Origin of the sequence: Pseudomonas sp. B10(2017) (assembly GCF_002113295.1) — a bacterium.
Taxonomy (GTDB): domain Bacteria; phylum Pseudomonadota; class Gammaproteobacteria; order Pseudomonadales; family Pseudomonadaceae; genus Aquipseudomonas; species Aquipseudomonas pudica.
Map to the genome: position 1 here is coordinate 58,202 of NZ_NEJU01000001.1, position 16,977 is coordinate 75,178.

Below are 16,977 nucleotides of genomic sequence, written 5' to 3' on the forward strand. Positions count from 1 at the left end.
ATGAGCATGATGTTCGATTTGAATGAGCTGTACCTGTATACCAAGGTGGTCGAGTGTGGCGGTTTCGCATCGGCCGGGCGCGCGCTCGGCCTGCCCAAGTCGCGGCTGAGCCGGCGAGTCGCCAATCTGGAGGACCGCCTGGGGGTGCGCCTGATCCAGCGCTCCACCCGGCAGTTCGCGGTCACCGAAGTGGGGCTGGAGTACTACCATCACTGTATGTCGATGGTCGACCGGGCATTTGCTGCCGAGGACGCGATCCAGCGCAGCCGCGCCGTGCCTAGCGGCATTGTCCGGCTGGCCTGCAGCACCTCGCTGCTGGATGCACGCCTGGCGCCGATGCTTGGGCAGTTCATGGTGCAATGCCCGGCGGTGGAGTTGCTGGTGAAGAGCTACAACCGGCGGGTCGATGTGATCGGCGAGGGCTTCGACCTGGTCCTGAGCGTGCGCCATCAACCGCTGGAAAGCAGCGAGCTGGTGATGCGCAAACTGGCACAGAGCCGCCAGTGCCTGGTGGCTTCGCCCGGCTTGCTGGCGCAGTACGACCGCCCTCTGCAGCCTGCCGATCTGTTTGAACTGCCCAGCCTTGGCTGGGGGGCGAATGTTCAGGAGTACGTCTGGGACCTGGACGGCCCCGAAGGCGGGGTGGCGTCCATTCGCTTCCGCCCACGGTTGGTCTCCGACGATATCGCGGTGCTGTACCAGGGCGCGCTCGCGGGCGTGGGCGTGGTGTTGCTGCCAGCGGATATGGTGAAGGATGACTTGGCCGCCGGGCGTTTGCTGAACGTGCTGGAGAGCTGGGTACCCAGGATGGGCGAGGTAATCGCCCTGTTTCCTTCGCGGCGGGGGCTGACGCCAGCGGTGCGGGAGTTGATCGACTTTCTTGCGGTGGCATTCGAGCGGTCGGCGTAGCGCCTTTGACCGGGCGCAGCGTTCACCAGGCAGAACGCTGCGGCGCATTTCATCACCTACCGTCCGTTGCGTCGTGCACCTATCATTCAAGCTTTGCAGCCTGTGCAGCAGGGTGACCACAGGCAACCGTCAATCAGGAGTTTCAATGTCAGAGCGAGCAATCCGCGCTTCGTTTGCAGGCGTGGCGTACCAGGTGAACGTGACAGATGGCCTGCACCAGTGGGCCAGCGATGTTGATGCGGCGGCAGGCGGTGGGGATGTCGGGCCGTCACCCCATGGGCTGTTGCTGTCATCCCTCGGCGCCTGCACTTCCATCACGGTTGCCATGTACGCACAGCGCAAGGAAATGCCGCTGCAAGCCATCGATGTGGATATCCGCATCGAGCAGGAACTACTGGGGCGCGAACCTCGGATCCAAATCGCTCGTGACATTCGCTTGAGCGGGCCGCTGAGCGAAGAGCAACGCACGCGCTTGCTGGAAGTTGCCAATGCCTGTCCCATTCACAAGGTTTTGAGCGGCGAAATCGTCATCGCCAGCAAGCTGGTTGGATGAGGCCAGGCGCAGCGTCGCGCCTGCCGGCTGCCGGTTAGAGGAGCAGCACATGAGTACATGCGCCAACCATCCCTTGGCGGGCATGAGGTGCACGGCGATGGCGACCCTCGACGCGAATCGGCGCCTGCTGCTTTGCCCGTTGGGGCTCGGCCTGGTGCTTGCGGCGCCTGCCCAGGCCGACAACGCCCTGGGGCAGAAGGACAACATCTTCACCGGTGTCAATGACCGGCAGGCCGTGGAACTGGGCATCCCGCCCGGTCTGGTCGAAGGCGCGCGCCTGGATGCGCTGGTGAGGAACTACTATTTCCAGCGCGATAACCACTCTGACCTGGTACCCCGCGACCCGACCGAATGGGCCCAGGGTTTTCTGTTTTCGTTCCGCTCGGGCTTCACCGATACGCCTGTCGGGTTGGGCGTGGATGCGCACGCCTTCCTCGGCATCAAGCTCGATGGCGGCGGTGGAAGTGGTGGCGCTGGCTTGCTCCCGCTGGACTCATCGCTCAAGCCGGGTGACACGTTTTCCAGTGCCGGCGCGGCGCTCAAGCTGAGGTACCTCGACACGTTGGTGAAGGCCGGCGACCAATTGGTCGAGAACCCGGTGGTGGCGAGCGGCACAAGCCGCCTGTTCCCGCAGACGTATCGTGGCGTCACCCTGAACAACCATGGCATCGACGACCTGTGGCTGGATGCCGGGTTCGTGGAATCTACCCGGCTGCGCAACCAGAGCGGCCACTCCCACTTGGTCACCGCCTATGGCGCGCGCAACAGCGCGGGTGTGGCGGCGGACCGCGAAAGCCCTCATATCGGCTGGCTTGGCGCGGTGTATGGCCGGCCGCAAGGGCTGCAGCTGACAGTTTATGGCGGCCAGCTGGAAGACATCTGGAATCAGTATTACCTCGGGGTTTCGGAGGTGTTTCAGGTCAATGATGCGCTGCTGCTCAAACCCTACCTGCACTACTTCAAGACCCGGGACCAAGGGCGCAGCCAGCTGGGTGACATCGATAACGACACCTACAGCGCTGGCATCTCCGCGACAGCCTATGGCCAGACCCTGACCCTGGGCTTGCAGAAGGTCGACGGCCGAACGCCGTTCGACTACATCACGCAGAACGACCGTGTCTTCCTTTACCTGAGCAACTCCCAGCAATTTGCCGATTTCAACGGCCCCGGTGAAAAGTCCTGGCGCCTGCAGTACGAAACCAGCCTGGCGCCGCTGGGGGCGCCTGCGCTGCAGTTCATCGCGGCCTACACCCAGGGCGAGGCCGACCTCACCCGGGTCGACCCAGCAAGCGTCGGTTATGGCTATATCTACAACCCGGACGGCAAGCACGCCAAGCACTGGGAGCGCGACCTTGCCCTCAAGTACCAGGTGCCAGCCGGCCCGGCGAAGGACCTGTCGCTGACCCTGCGCTGGGCAACGCACCGCGAGGGTGATGGCTATACCGCACCCGGCAATACCCGCGGCAACTCCAGTGCCGATGAGTACCGCTTGATCGTCGATTACCCGATCAGCCTGTTCTGATTGCGTGATGTGCGTTGGCCGCGACGCACAGGTCCGTTCCAGGGATGATGCTTGGTCATGCAAGTCTGATGTGACATCGATTGGGCCTGGCATCGGCCAGGCGCCGGCATAGCGCCGGTCATTCCCAGATATGTTCGGCCAGAAAGTCGATCAGGCTGCGCACTGAGGGCAACAGGCCGCGGCGGGAAGGGAACACCGCATGGACGATACCGCAGCGCGGTTCCCATTGCGGGTTGAGCTCCACCAAGCGGCCGTTTTCCAGGTCCTGGTCAACCACCATGAACGGCAATTGCACGATGCCTACACCGTCTAGCGCCGCCTGCCGCAGTGCGCTCATGTCATCGGTGATGTAGCGCGGCGTGTGGCGGATTTCGGCATGCGCGCCGTCGGGCCCTTCGAGTTGCCAGATGTGGTCCCTGGGCGGCCCCCAATCCAGGCTCGGCTGCTCACCCAGATGCTCTGGTTCGACGGGTAGCTGCAGCGCCAGCCGCTCCACCAGCGAGGGGCTCGCGACCAGCCGCTGCGGGCTCCTGGCCAGTGTGCGCATGACCAGGTCGCTGTCCTCCAGCGGTGGGAAGCGCACCCGTAGCGCCAGGTCGAGGCCTTCGCCCAATACATCCACACGGCGGTTGGTGGGTTCCAGGTGCACCTTCACTTTCGGGTTTTCGGCCATGAATCGACTGACCAGCCCGCCGACCCGGTAATGCAGCAGGGTTGTCGGGCAGCTCATGCGGACGGTGCCCTGGGGCTCGGCGCGGGTGCGTTCGACCACCCATCGGGCCGCTTCCGCTTCCACCAGCATGGCCCTGCAATGCTGGAAGAACTCCTGGCCCGTCTCGGTCACCGAAAAGTGTCGGGTGGAACGCTGGAGCAGGCGTACGCCCAGGCGTTCCTCCAGTTGCAGGACGCGCCGGCTGAGTGTGGATTTCGGAATGTTCAGTGCCCGCCCGGCCGGTGCGAAACCGCCGTGCTCGACGACTTGGGCGAAGTAAAACAGGTCGTTCAGGTCTTCCATGTTCGATCGTTCACCAGATGGAACTCTGTGACCAATCTATCAGCTCTAGTGCATGCAGCGTGAGAGCACTAACGTTTGCAGATTGGCGTTGAAACATGAATGCCCACAGGAGACCTGGATGAGGCCTTATAGAAAGTCCGCTGCACTGTTGTCGCTGGCGACGGCACTGGGCAGCGCAGAAGTCGTGGCCGATGCTGTCAGCCTGCCGCCGTTGCCGCTGGGCAACACCAGCTTCCTGGATGGGGTCGTACGGCCAGGCATGCTGTTCGAACTGCCGATCCAGCACTATCGCGCCCAGGACGCCACGGACAGCCACGGCAGTGCGGTGCCGGGGCGTCAGAAAGTGCACAGCACTACGGTGCTGCCGCACCTGGCCTACATCACCGAGCACAAGCTGCTGGGCGCCAACTACGGTATGGAAGTGCTGTTGCCGCTGGTGCACCTGGAAGTCGATATCGACAACGGCCCGGACGGTTCACGCACGCGTCAGGGCGACCTGATCTTCAGCCCGTTGCTCCTGCAATGGGCGCCGGTGCAACTGTTCGGGCGCCCCTACTGGCAGCGTTTGAACCTGGTAATCACCGCGCCCACCGGGGATTACGACCGTGATGCCAGCATCAACGTCGGCAGCAACCTGTGGGTGGTCAGCCCGCATTACGCCTTTACCTGGGAGCTGACCGACCGGCTCGAGGTCAGTGGGCGACTTCATTACGCCTGGTCGAGCCGCAACGAAGACCCGGCCAGGCATTTGCAGACCGACGATATCCAGCCCGGCGAGGCGGTGCACAGCAACTTCTCGGTGTCCTACGCAATCTTCGATGCCTGGCGGGTGGGCCTTGCCGGTTATCACCTGGAGCAGGTATCGGCCGACCGGATCGACGGCCACCGGCAGTCAGCGTCCAAGGAGCGCGTGCTGGCCCTGGGGCCTGGCGTGATGTACAGCAGAGGCAAGCAGGCGTTCTACGCCAACTTCTATGTGGAGCAGGGTGCAAGGAACCGGTCCGAGGGCAATCAGCTGACGTTGCGCTACCTGTTGCCCTTCTAGATCGGCACTGGTACGCCCGAATGAATCGTTGCTGAAATGGAACACTGAGTGTTGTTTTCCGCGCTGGCAGAATCGGCATAGGCCGATTACGTTGGATAAGTCAGCGATGCATGTATTGTCCGTAAGTCCTGTATAGGAGATGAACGATGTGGATATCTGCTGGCCGACCATTGCGCCGTCCGGAGTTACATATTATTCGGGCTCGACGGCAGGTGACAAAGCCTGGGACAACTCGCTGCTGATAACCAGCCTCAAGCGTGGGGTGGTGTATCGGGTTCAGCTGGATGCGGCGAAAGCCAAGCCGGTGGGGGAGGCGGTACCTTTGTTCAGGTCGTTGAATCGCTACCGGGACATTGCTATTGATCCCACGGGTGAAGTGATCTACGTTGCCACGGATATTGAAAGCAGCCTGGGCACGAACGATCAGGGAAGTGCCGCGGCGAAGTTCGACAACCCAGGGGCTATCCTGGCGTTTCGATATACGGGCAAGTAGCAATGCACCCAGGCGCAGTCGGGTCAGGTTATTAGCCCGACTGCGCCCGCTACAAAGTGATATTCAATTCAGGTGACAATCACCTTTGCCTTCCGGGCAAAAGTCCAGGCCTGCATCATCCTCAAAGTTTATATTCGTGAACAGCGCACAATATTCATTTGTTCGCGGCGCTATTTCTCTTGCACCCGCAATTCCCAAGAATTCGCCTCACTTTCAAATACTGAGGCTTTCACCATGACCGCCATCAAGCACGCCCTGCTCGCGTTCGCCACCCTGGTCACCCTGTCGTCCACCCTGGCTGTTCACGCCGAGGAGTCGTCGGCATTCGTCGAGCGCAACCATTCCCTCAACGCCCACGCCTTCAGGAAATGACGCCGGTTATGGAGTTCATGAACGTGAAACTGCCCGTAACGGGCAAAAGGGCGCTGTTCGCCTTGTCGCTGGCGGCATTGTTGGTCGGCTGTGGCCCGCAGGCGCAAGAGAGTGCGCCGGCGGCGCCGAGTGTGGTGGTGAGCCAACCGTTGAAGTCGACCATCAGTGACTGGGACAGCTTTACCGGCCGGTTCGAGGCTACCGATTCGGTGGAGGTACGCTCACGCGTCAGCGGCTACCTGGAGAAGGTGGCCTTCCGGGACGGTGCAATCGTGAAGAAGGGCGATCTGCTGTTCGTCATCGACTCGCGCAGCTTCCAGGCGGCGGTGACCCAGGCCCAGGGCAAACTGGCCCAGGCCCGTTCGCAACAGGCCCTGGCCGAACAGGAGTATGCCCGCGCCAAGGTGCTGATCGATTCCAGGACCATTGCGCAGAGCCTGTACGACCAGCGCCTGCAAGCGCGCGAGGCGGCTCGCGCCGAAGTGCTCAGCGCCGAAGGCGCGCTGGCCAGCGCTCGCCTGGACCTCGAGTTCACCCGTATCACCGCGCCCATGAGCGGGCGTATCAGCCGCAAGCTGATCAGCGAAGGCAACCTGGTCAACGGCGGCAGCAACGATGCCACGCTGCTGACCACCATCGTCTCGCTTGACCCCATCGACATCTACTTCGACATCGACGAGCAAAGCTACCTGAAGTACCGCCGCCAGTCGGCCGGCAACATTGCCGGCAGCCAGGTGCGCATCGCCCTGCCAGGCGAGCTCCAGCCATCGCTGAGCGGGCGCATGGATTTCATCGACAACCGCCTGGACCCATCCACCGGCACCCTGCGCCAGCGCGCGCGGGTCAGCAACCCGGACCTGGCGTTGAGCCCGGGCCAGTTCGGCCGCGTGCAGTTTTCCGCGCGCCCGGCCTACGAGGCCTTGCTGGTGCCGGATACGGCCGTAGGCATCGATGCCACGCGCAAGGTGCTGTATGTGCTCGATGCACAGAACCGCGTCGAACTGCGCCCGGTACAGCTGGGCAAGCTGCATGACGGCCTGCGCGAAGTGGTCAGCGGACTGCAGGCCGACGACCGGGTCATCGTCGATGGCCTGCAACGGGTGCGCGCCGGCGATACCGCGATCGGTGAGCAGCGCAGCCTGACCCGGGTGGCCGCCGCCAACCCGGCCCAGGAGGCGCCGCTATGAACCTGGGACGCACCTCGATCGACCAGCCAGTGCTGGCGATCGTCCTCTCGGTGGTGCTGATGATCGTCGGCGGCCTGGCCTACCTGGTGCTGCCGACTTCCGAGTACCCCGACATCGCGCCACCCACGGTGGTGGTCCAGGCCACCTACCCGGGGGCCTCGGCACAGACCGTCGCCGAGACCCTGGCGATCCCGCTGGAGCAGGAGGTCAACGGCGTCGAGGACATGCTCTACATGTACAGCCAGGCCACCTCCGATGGCAGCCTGAACCTGACCGTGACCTTCAAGGGCGGCACCGACGTCGACAAGGCCCAGGTGCTGGTGCAGAACCGCGTCGCCCTGGCCACGCCACGCCTGCCCGAACCGGTGCAGCGCAGCGGTGTGTCGGTGCGCAAGTCCTCACCGACCCAGCTGTCGACCATTTTCATTTCCTCGCCCAAGGGCACCTATGACCAGCTGTACGTGTCGAACTTCGCCATTCGCACCGTGGCCGATACCCTCAAGCGCATCGACGGCGTTGGCGACATAAACCCGCTGGGCGCGCGTGAGTATTCGATGCGCATCTGGCTGGACCCGGAGCGCGTCGCCGCCTTCGACCTGACCCCGGGCGACATCATCGCCGCGGTGCGTGCGCAGAATACCCAGGTGGCCGGCGGTGTCATCGCCCAACCACCGGTGGCCTCCCAGGCATTTCAGCCGAACTTGATCTTCGAAGGGCGGCTCAAGGAGCCGGCTGACTTCGACAACATCGTGCTCAAGTCCGGCGAGGCGGGCCGCCTGGTGCGCCTGAAGGACGTGGCGCGTACCGAGATCGCCGGGCTGGCCTACGTCAACAACACCTATTACCTGCGCAACCCGGCCATCGGCCTGCAGGTGTTGCAGCGTCCGGGCGCCAACGCCCTGGCGACCATGCAGGTGGTGGAGCAGACCATGCAGCAACTGAGCAAGGACTTCCCGGAGGGCATCGAATACAGCATCGGCTACAACCCCACGGCGTTCATCGCCGACAGTATCGGTGAGCTGGGCAAGACCATCTACGAGGCGGTAATCCTCGTGGTGCTGGTGGTACTGTTGTTCCTCCAGGGTTGGCGGCCGTCGATCATTCCGATCCTGGCCATCCCGGTGTCACTGGTGGGTACCTTCGCGGTGATGGCGCTGCTGGGTTACTCGATCAACAACCTGACCTTGTTCGGCCTGGTGCTGGCGGTAGGGATCGTGGTCGACAACGCCATCGTCGTGGTGGAGAACGTCGAGCGCCACCTGGGCGAGGGCAAGAGCCCGGTACAGGCGACCATCGTCACCATGCAGGAGATTGGCGGTGCGCTGGTGGCGATTACCCTGGTGCTCTGTGCGGTATTCATTCCCACGGCGTTCATCCCGGGGATTTCCGGCGAGTTCTTCCGCCAATTCGGCGTGACCATCGCGGTGGCCACGGCCATTTCGCTGTTCAACTCGCTGACCCTGTCGCCGGCGCTGGCGGCGATGATCCTGCGCCGTCACGGTGGCCATGCGCCGCTGCGTGCCGGCCTGACGGGCCTGCCGCGGCGCGCTGCCGAAGCGTTCAACCGGGGCTTTGCCCGGCTTTCCGACGGCTATGCCGGCAGCGTCCGCGGCCTGGTTGCCAGGACGCCGCTGATGCTGGCCGTATATGCCGTACTGATCGCCGCCACCGCTTACCTGATGGTGTCCACGCCCAAGGGCTTCATCCCGGCCCAGGACCGTGGCTACCTGGTGGTGATCGTGCAACTGCCCGATGGTGCATCGCTGGAGCGTACCAACGCAATTTCCCAGCAGATCGAAGCCATCGCCCTGCAGGTGCCGGGTGTGGACAGGGTGCCGACCTTCTCGGGCTTCTCGATGGTCACCGGAACCAACTCGTCCAACTCGGCGGGCCTGGCCCCGGTGTTCGAACCTTGGTCCAAGCGCAAGCTGAAGGGCCGGACATCGGATGTGATCGCGGCCGACCTGCGCGAGCGCCTGAAAGCGGTCAGCGGTGCGTCGGTGATCGTCGCCACGCCCCCGCCGGTGCAGGGGCTGGGCAGTACCGGTGGTTTCTCCCTGCGTCTGCAGGACCGTGCCGGGCTAGGCAGTGACGCGCTGGCCAAGGCCACGGCGCAGCTGATTGCCGCCGCCAACGCCACACCGGGCATGACGGGCGTGTACTCGCCGTTTTCGGCCAGCACTCCGCAGGTGTTCGTCGAGCTCGACCGTGAGCGTGCCGAGATGCTGGGCGTGCCAAGCAGCCAGATCAACCAGGCCATCGAGACCTACTTCGGCTCGACCTACATCAACGACTTCAACCTGGTCGGCCGCACGTACCGTGTCACTGCCCAGGCCGACCTGCCTTACCGGGTCACGCCAGAAGACCTGGCGCGGGTCAAGGTGCGCAACCAGGCCGGGCAGATGGTCCCGCTGGCCAGCGTGACGCAGCTGCACGAGGCCCTGGGGGTAGAGCGCTTCCCGCGTTACAACCTGTTCCCGACCGCCGAGATCAACGGTGATACCTTGCCTGGCCTGGGCTCGACCTATGCCATCGAGACCATGGAACGCCTGGCCATGGCGAATCTGCCGGCGGGCATCAGCTACCAGTGGACCGACCTGAGCTACCAGCAGACCACCGCCGGTAACATGGGCCTGCTGGTCTTCCCACTCTGTGTGGTGTTCGTCTACCTGGTGCTGGCGGCGCAGTACGGCAGCTGGAGCCTGCCGCTGGCGATCCTGCTGATCGTGCCGATGTGCCTGCTGGCCGCGGCCGGCGGCGTGCGCCTGATGGGCCAGGACATCAACATCCTCACCCAGATCGGCTTCATCGTACTGGTGGGCCTGGCGGCGAAGAACGCCATTCTCATCGTCGAAGTGGCCCGGCTGCTGGAGAAGGAAGGGCAGGGTATCGTCGAGGCGGTGGTGGAGGCCTGTCGCCTGCGCCTGCGGCCGATCCTGATGACCTCGCTGGCGTTCATCCTCGGCGTCTTGCCGCTGGTGCTGTCCGAGGGTGCCGGCTCAGAGATGCGCCTGGCGGTGGGGGCTGCGGTGTTCTTCGGGATGATCGGGGTAACCCTGTTCGGCCTGATGTTCACACCGGTTTTCTATGTGCTGGTTCGCCGCCTTGCCGGCGGCGAACGGCAGGTATTGTCACAGCCTGGGGCTGTCGAACAGGACTTCCAGCGATGAACATGCGTCTTCGTTTCCCCGTACTGGGTTTCACTGCGGCGCTGCTGGCTGCGTGCGCCGCCCCAAGCTTGCCGCCGCCCAGCGCTGCACCTGTGCAGCATTACCTCAATGCCCGCTCCGAAGCACCGCTGGCTGTGACCGAGCAGTGGTGGCGCGGCTATCAGGATCCGCTGCTCGACCGCCTGGTGCAGCGGGCACTGGACGATAACCTCGATCTGCAGGTTGCCCTGGCGCGCATCGATGCGGCCCGGGCCCTGAGGACAGTCAGCGCTGCGGTCGGCAGCCCGGCCCTGGACCTCGACGCCAGTGCCGCACGCCAGCGCACCTCGGCCTACCAGACCGGCTACAGCGAGGCACTGATCGATGCGCCGGTATCGCTGGGCCTGGGCGCAAGCTGGGAGCTAGACCTGTTTGGCCGCATCCGTGAAGGCGTCCGCGCGGCTGACGCAGAGGTGACGGCCAGTGAAGAGCAAGCCCGTGCAGTACGGGTTGCGCTGGTGAGCGAAGTGGTCCAGGCCTATGCCCAGGCGCGGGGCCTGGAGCAGCGCCTGGAGATCGTCCGCCAGAGTGCCCAGAGCCAGGCCGAGACCTTGCAGTTGAGCGAGCAGTTGTACGCGGCGGGCAGCAGCCCGGAAGCCGACCTGCTGCGGGCCCGCGCCCAGGCCGACCGCACTGCGGCCCGGGTGCCGGCGCTGCGCCTGGAGTGGCAGCGCACCGTGCACCGGCTTTCGGTGCTGCTGGCCATGCCCAGTGCCGAGTTGTACGGACAGATGCATGCCAGCCCGGCGAGTGTGCGTGAAGTGGCCTTGCAGGATGCTGGCACGCCTGCGGACCTGCTGCGTCGGCGTCCTGACGTGAAGGCTGCCGAGGCACGGGTGGTTGCCGCCTATGCGCGGGTTGGCGTGGCCAAGGCAGAGCTGATGCCACGTCTGAGCCTGTCGGCGGCGTTGGGTTCGTTGATCAATGGCATGAGCGCGGCCACGCTGGCCAACTCGACCTTCTGGCTGGCCGGCGTCAATGCCAGCGCGCCATTGTTCGATGGTGGCCGGCGCAAGGCGCAGGTGCAGGTCCGGGATGCCGAGGCGCGGGAGGCGTTGCTGAGTTACCGGCGCACGGTGCTGGTAGCGGTGTCGGAGGTGGAATCGGCACTCGCGGCGGCCCAGCGCAATGCGGAACGCCAGGTACTGCTGGCCCGTGCCAGCGAGCAGTCGACCTCGGCCTTCGAGCAGATCCGCCGTTCGTGGCAGGCTGGCGAGGCGCCGTTTCTCGATGTGCTGGAGGCCCAGCGCAGCCAGCTCAGTGCTCTGGATGCCCTGGCCACGGTACGCACTGCCCAGTGGCAGAACCAGGCGGCTTTGGTCAGTGCGTTAGGCGGTTAAGCGTAATGGGGGCTGCCTGGCAGCCCCAGCGTTTACGACTCAAACCTGATCGATCGGAATGCCGTGGTTGTTCTTCCACATCAGTACCACGCCACTGGCAATCAGCGCCACGACGATCAGGTAGACATTGAACACCCAGCCAATCTGCTCCGAGTAAAGCCAGGTCGTCACGTACGACGCGGTACCCCCGAACACCGCCACACCCAACGAAATGCACACACCGAACATCCGCGTGCGATAACGGGTAGGGACTTGCTCGGAAATCGATGCGGGCTTGCAGCCGGTGATGAAGGCCACCAGCATCAGGCCGGCAGTCTGCGCCACCATCAGGGTCCAAGGCTCGCTGGAGATCATGCCCCACAGAGGGAACAGGGTTGCCGCGATACCCAGCAGCGAAATCAGTGCACAGACCTTGCGCCCCACCTGGTCCGAGACCCAGCCGCAGACCGGCAGGAAGGCGAGGTAGATGACCTGGGCGACGCAGCTCATCATGAAGGCGTAGTGCGGGTCCATGCCCTTCACGCTCATGGCATAGATCGATGCCGACGTGACCCAGGTGTAGTAGGTCAGGGTGGCGCCTGCTTCATACAGGAACAACCGCACACCGTGTTGCAGTACCTGCCCGCGGCTCCAGCAAGTAGTGTGCTGCGTTGCGTTGCGTTGCGTTGCGCTGCCGGTGCTAGGGCTGTGGTTGCTTTCCATCATGTTGCGGCGCAGCCACAGGGCAACCACCGCCAGCAGGCCGCCGGTGGCGAAGGGGATGCGCCAGCCCCAGTCCTGCATCTGCTCGGTGCTCAGCATCGAGGTCAGCAGGGCCATGTAGAAGGTTGCCAGCAGCGAGCCGCTGCCCACCGCGAAGAACACCGTGCTCGACCACAACCCCCGGCGTTTTGGCGGGGCGATCTCGGCGATGTAGGCGTAGGACGTGGTGGTCTCTCCACCGTGGGCGAAGCCCTGGATCAAGCGCGCACAGAGCAGCAACCCGGAAGCCCAGCTACCGATAGATTCATAGGAAGGGATGAACGCGATCAGCAGGCTGGCGCCGGCCATCAGCAGCATGGTGCTGAGCAGCACGGTGCGTCGGCCGAGGCGGTCGGCGAGGATACCGAAGACGATGCCGCCCAATGGCCGCAACAGGAAACCTGCGGCGAATACCGCCAGGGTGGCGAGCAGCGCCGAGGTGGGGTTGCTCTTGTCGAACAAGGCACTGGCAATGTAGACGGAGGCAACGGTGTAAAGGGTCCAGTCGAACCACTCCAGCAGGTTGCCGACGCCGGTAGCAAGCAAGGACTTGCGACGCAGGCGTGTGGCGTCAGGCGCGGCGTAGGCAACGCTGCCTGGCAGGGTCTCGGTCATGTTGTTCATTGTAGTCTCCGAGCGAATGGGGCGGGCAGCACCCGGGCTGGCGCTGCCCGTACTGCGGGGCGGGTCAGCTCGCCATGTGGGCCAGGGCCACTTCCTCGATACCGGCGGCATCGAGCTTGTAGTGCTGATACAGGTGGGTCGGCGGCGCGATCAGGCTGTATTCGTCGTAGATGCCATGACGCTTGAGCTTGACCCCGACGCCTTCGTCGGCCAGCACCTCGGCCACCGCGGCGCCCAGGCCACCGAGCACGTTATGCTCCTCGACGGTCATCATCCGCTTGCTGCGCGCAGCGGCCTGGAGGATCGTCTCGCGGTCGATCGGCTTGATCGAGGCCATGTCGATCACCCCCACCGAACGGCCTTCGGCATTGAGCTTGCGGGCCGCGGCAAGCGCCGGGTGCACGGTGATGCCACAGGCGATGATGGTCAGCTCTTCACCCTGCAAGTGCTCGGTGGCCTTGCCGAACTCGAAGGTTGTGCCGTGCTCGTAGATGATCGGGTCGCGGCCGCGGCCGATGCGGAAGTACACCGGCTTGTCGTAGCTGGCCGAGGCCTTGATCGCTGCCGCCAATTGCGGGCCGTCGGAGGGCGAGACCACCGCCAGGTCGGCGATCGAGCGCATGGTGGCGATATCCTCGGTGGCATGGTGCGAGGTGCCGTAGAAGCCCAGCGAGATCCCGGTATGGTGGCCGATCAGGCGCACCGGCTGGGCCGAGTAGGCCACGTCCATGCGGATCTGTTCGCAGCACAGCAGGCCCAGGAACGAGGCGAAGGTCGCCACGAACGGCATCACCCCACAGGTGGCCAGGCCGGCGGCAGCGGTGACCATGTTCTGCTCGGAGATGCCGAACTGGATGTAGCGGTCCGGGAACGCCGTGGCGAACTTGTTCAGGCCATTGGAATACTGCAGGTCTGCCGAGCCTGCCATCACCGGGTGGCCTTCGCGGGCCAGCTCGATCAGGACATCGGAGAGGTAGGACAGCCCTGGGTTCATGGCATTCAGGCCACGGTATTGCCAGGAGTTGGGGGACAGGGGGGCGTTCATGTTTCAGATCTCCTTGGCTTCGATTTCAGCGATCGCGCGTTTGGCGTCTTCAGGGTCCAAGTAGCCCAGGTGCCAGCCCGGTTCGGTTTCCATATAGGAAACGCCCTTGCCCTTGACGGTCTTGGCGATGATGCACACCGGCTTGTCGCGGTTTTCGTCGGCCTTGACCTTGCGCAGAGTGGTGGCAACCGCGCGGATGTCGTGGCCGTCGATGACGTGCACCTCCCAGCCGAAGGCGCGCCATTTCTCGTCCAGTGGCTCGACGCCGATCACATCGTCGACGCTGCCGTCGAGCTGGAAGCCGTTGCGGTCGACGATCGCGATCAACCGGTTGGCCTTGTGGTGGGCGGCACCCATGGCAGCTTCCCAGACCTGGCCTTCCTGCATTTCGCCGTCACCGAGCATGACGAACACGTCGTAGCTTTCGCCAGTGAAACGCTGGGCCAGGCACATGCCCAGGCCGCCGGAAAGGGCGTGGCCGATGGAGCCGGAAGAGAAGTCGATGCCGGGTACCTTGCGCATATCAGGGTGATCGCCCAGAGGGCTACCCAGTCGCGTGTAGTCATCCAGCCACGCCTTGGGGAACATGCCGAGGTCGGCAAGTATCGGGAACTGGCCAACGGCCGCGTGGCCCTTGCCCATCAGGAAGCGGTCGCGCCCGGCCCAGCCCGGCTCCTCGGGGCGCAGGTTCATCACGTCGTAGTACAGCGCCGAGAACAGTTCGGCAGCGGAGAACACCGAGGTGTAGTGGCCGGTCTTGGCGATCTCGATCAGGCGGATGGTTTCCAGGCGGACGAATTTCGCCCGTTCGCGCAGGTGGGCGACGGTCTCGGCGCTGGGCACGAAATCGCTGGCTTTCCAGGCCTCGAGGGTTTTACGGGGTGTAGCCATCTCTACCTCCAAATGCAGGCATAGCAGGGTGGGTGTTGCCGGGGGAAATCAGCGGGTCAGGGATTCGAGCGCGCGCATGGCTTCGATCAGTTCACCGCTGTGTAGGGGTTGGCCGTTGCCACGCACGAAATTGCGTGCGTGGGGTGCTTGCAGGGTGGGTTCGGCGACCTTGAGCAAGGTGGCGTCGTCGACGCCCGTCACACCCAGTTCGGCCAGGTTGCAGGGCAGGCCGATGCGTCGGTAGAAGGCCAGCAATTCGGCCATGAACGCCGCTTCGCGGTCTTCAAGTACCAGTTGCACCAACAGGCCATAGGCAACCTGCCAGCCATGCACCTGGTCGCGGGCACCGGGGATCTTCGACAGGCCACGGGTCATCGCGTGGGCGATGGACAGGCCACCACTCTCGAAGCCCAGGCCGCTCATCAGCAGCACGGCTTCGATCAGGCGCTCGAACGCTTCGTTGACCTGGCCGCTGCCGGCCAGCGCCAGGCCCTCTTCGGCATGGGCGCGCAGCACGGAATAGCATTCGCGGGCCAGGGTGACCCCGGCAATCGACGGGCGAGCGCCAAACATGTTCACGCCACCGGCTTTGAGGCACTGCTCGGCTTCGAACTTCTTGGTCAGTGCGTCGGCGATGCCGGCCAGCAGGTAGGGGCGCGGGGCCTGGGCTATCAGGCGGGTGTCGACCAGTACATAGCGTGGGCTGCTGAGCAGGTGGCCAACTTCGCTGAGTTGGTGATGCTCGTCGTAGACCACGAAGTTTTTCGAAGTAGGCGCATCGTTGGAGGCGACCGTGGGCATGCTCACCAGCGCCGCACCGCAGGTGTGGGCCAGCGCCTTGCCGGCATCGATCGATTTGCCGCCACCGACCGCCAGGACCACGTCGAAGTCAAAGCGCGCGGCCGATTGGCGCAGGCCGGCGATGCCCTTGGCGGTGATTTCGCCATCGAAGGTGATGTAGTGCAGTTGCACGTCGGCGCGGGCGCAGGTGGCGTCGAGGCGCTCCTTGACCAGGCCGATCACAAAGCTGTCGATGACCACGACGGCTCGGCGGCCGCAATGGGCCAGGTACTGGCCTGCCTCGTCAAGAACACCGGGGCCTTGCACATAGCGCCCGGGTGAGCCGAATACCAGATTCATACGGCACCTCTTTATGACTGCTTGTTGTTGTTATGCGAGACCTCAGGGGTCTGCGTCAGTTGTGATGCATCATATATCATGCGTGATGGCCGTCAAGCTTCTTCGGAGGGCAGTGGTAGCCATCTGTCTGTCGAATGGGATATCAGGCGATGGAGTAGCCGCCATCGATGGCCAGCGTGGTGCCGGTGATATAGCGGGCGCTGTCAGACGCCAGGAAGGCGATGGCATTGGCCACGTCCTCAGGTTGGCCCCAGGCGTTCATCGGGATGCGTGACAGAATGGTGGCCGAGCGGGTCGGGTCTTCATAGGCTCGGCGCGACAGCTGGGTGAGGATCCAGCCCGGGGCCACGGCATTGGCGCGCACACCGTCGGCGGCCCAGGCCACCGCCTGGCAGCGGGTCAGCTCGCTGATCGCGGCCTTGCTCGAGGCGTAGGCGGGGGTCTTGGCCGAGCCGAAGATGCCCCACATCGAAGCGAAGTTAATCACCGCGCCGCGCGCCACCTTCAGGCCCGGCAAGGCGGCATTGCTGATGCGCAGGACGGCGGTCAGGTTGACGTCGAGCACGCGGTTGAAACCGTCGATTTCCCATTCCCGGTTGTGGTCGATCACGCCGGCGGCATTGACCAGGGCATCGACGCGCTCGAAGCGGCTGAAGAAGCCATTGACCTCGGCATCGCTGGTCACGTCCAGCACCTGATAGTGGATGCCTTCGACCCGTGCCTCAGGTTCGCCCAGGCCCAGGGTGTGCACCTGATAGCCATCGGCAAGCAGGCGCTGCGCGGTTGCCAGGCCGATGCCCGAGCCGCCGCCGGTGATGATTGCAATCTTGCTCATGGGTGTAGCTCCTTTCGGGATGTGTACATGGGTGGGGCCTGACCCAGGCGCCCCGC

Annotated in this window: 15 protein-coding genes; 9 read left to right on the forward strand and 6 right to left on the reverse strand. The window is 64.4% G+C overall.

The window, feature by feature from the left end:
* Positions 1-9 precede the first annotated feature (9 nt).
* From CAF92_RS00290 to CAF92_RS00300, 3 genes are all read left to right on the forward strand, one after another.
* Positions 10-909 (forward strand): LysR substrate-binding domain-containing protein, encoded by a 900-nt coding sequence (locus tag CAF92_RS00290; protein WP_025339543.1) that lies wholly within the window; start codon positions 10-12, stop codon positions 907-909.
* A gap of 145 nt (positions 910-1,054) precedes the next feature.
* A complete protein-coding gene (locus CAF92_RS00295; RefSeq protein WP_046613871.1) occupies positions 1,055-1,462 on the forward strand; it encodes an OsmC family protein in 408 nt (135 codons plus the stop codon).
* Between the two features lie 97 nt (positions 1,463-1,559).
* The gene (locus CAF92_RS00300; RefSeq protein ID WP_085598358.1) at positions 1,560-2,984 is read left to right on the forward strand and encodes an OprD family outer membrane porin; all 1,425 of its coding nucleotides are present in this window, start codon (positions 1,560-1,562) and stop codon (positions 2,982-2,984) included.
* Between the two features lie 118 nt (positions 2,985-3,102).
* Here the strand turns inward: CAF92_RS00300 and CAF92_RS00305 are convergent, their stop codons facing one another.
* Complete coding sequence (locus tag CAF92_RS00305) at positions 3,103-3,999, reverse strand: LysR family transcriptional regulator (RefSeq protein WP_085598360.1); 897 nt, start codon at positions 3,997-3,999, stop codon at positions 3,103-3,105.
* 118 nt (positions 4,000-4,117) lie between these two features.
* On the opposite strand from CAF92_RS00305, the gene CAF92_RS00310 reads away from it, so the two are divergent.
* The 6 genes from CAF92_RS00310 to CAF92_RS00330 all read left to right on the forward strand — a co-directional run bounded on the left by CAF92_RS00310 (position 4,118) and on the right by CAF92_RS00330 (position 11,645).
* On the forward strand, positions 4,118-5,044 hold the full coding sequence (locus CAF92_RS00310) for a transporter (RefSeq protein ID WP_085598362.1): 927 nt from the start codon (positions 4,118-4,120) through the stop codon (positions 5,042-5,044).
* Positions 5,045-5,183: 139 nt separating this feature from the next.
* Complete coding sequence (locus tag CAF92_RS00315) at positions 5,184-5,537, forward strand: PQQ-dependent sugar dehydrogenase (protein ID WP_085598364.1); 354 nt, start codon at positions 5,184-5,186, stop codon at positions 5,535-5,537.
* Between the two features lie 234 nt (positions 5,538-5,771).
* Positions 5,772-5,909, forward strand: a complete 138-nt coding sequence (locus CAF92_RS27385) for a hypothetical protein (protein WP_023662445.1) — start codon at positions 5,772-5,774, stop codon at positions 5,907-5,909.
* A 17-nt stretch (positions 5,910-5,926) separates the two neighbouring features.
* The gene (locus tag CAF92_RS00320) at positions 5,927-7,096 is read left to right on the forward strand and encodes an efflux RND transporter periplasmic adaptor subunit (RefSeq protein ID WP_046614089.1); all 1,170 of its coding nucleotides are present in this window, start codon (positions 5,927-5,929) and stop codon (positions 7,094-7,096) included.
* Positions 7,093-10,266 carry an efflux RND transporter permease subunit gene (locus tag CAF92_RS00325; RefSeq protein ID WP_085598366.1) on the forward strand — a complete coding sequence of 1,058 codons (3,174 nt, stop codon included), beginning with the start codon at positions 7,093-7,095 and terminating at the stop codon, positions 10,264-10,266. Before CAF92_RS00320 ends, CAF92_RS00325 begins: the two co-directional genes overlap by 4 nt.
* Positions 10,263-11,645 carry an efflux transporter outer membrane subunit gene (locus CAF92_RS00330; protein WP_046613866.1) on the forward strand — a complete coding sequence of 461 codons (1,383 nt, stop codon included), beginning with the start codon at positions 10,263-10,265 and terminating at the stop codon, positions 11,643-11,645. The genes CAF92_RS00325 and CAF92_RS00330 overlap by 4 nt, the downstream gene beginning before the upstream one ends.
* 39 nt (positions 11,646-11,684) lie before the next feature.
* Here CAF92_RS00330 and CAF92_RS00335 read toward each other — a convergent pair whose 3' ends face one another.
* The 5 genes from CAF92_RS00335 to CAF92_RS00355 form a co-directional block, all read right to left on the reverse strand.
* Complete coding sequence (locus CAF92_RS00335; protein WP_080958410.1) at positions 11,685-13,010, reverse strand: MFS transporter; 1,326 nt, start codon at positions 13,008-13,010, stop codon at positions 11,685-11,687.
* Positions 13,011-13,074: 64 nt separating this feature from the next.
* On the reverse strand, positions 13,075-14,055 hold the full coding sequence (locus CAF92_RS00340; RefSeq protein ID WP_085598368.1) for a transketolase family protein: 981 nt from the start codon (positions 14,053-14,055) through the stop codon (positions 13,075-13,077).
* A 3-nt stretch (positions 14,056-14,058) separates the two neighbouring features.
* Positions 14,059-14,946 (reverse strand): transketolase, encoded by an 888-nt coding sequence (locus CAF92_RS00345; protein WP_003257657.1) that lies wholly within the window; start codon positions 14,944-14,946, stop codon positions 14,059-14,061.
* Positions 14,947-14,994: 48 nt separating this feature from the next.
* Positions 14,995-16,086: a glycerol dehydrogenase gene (locus CAF92_RS00350; protein ID WP_046613864.1), complete on the reverse strand. Its 1,092-nt coding sequence runs from the start codon at positions 16,084-16,086 to the stop codon at positions 14,995-14,997.
* Between the two features lie 142 nt (positions 16,087-16,228).
* The gene (locus CAF92_RS00355; RefSeq protein WP_046613863.1) at positions 16,229-16,921 is read right to left on the reverse strand and encodes an SDR family NAD(P)-dependent oxidoreductase; all 693 of its coding nucleotides are present in this window, start codon (positions 16,919-16,921) and stop codon (positions 16,229-16,231) included.
* Positions 16,922-16,977 lie beyond the last annotated feature (56 nt).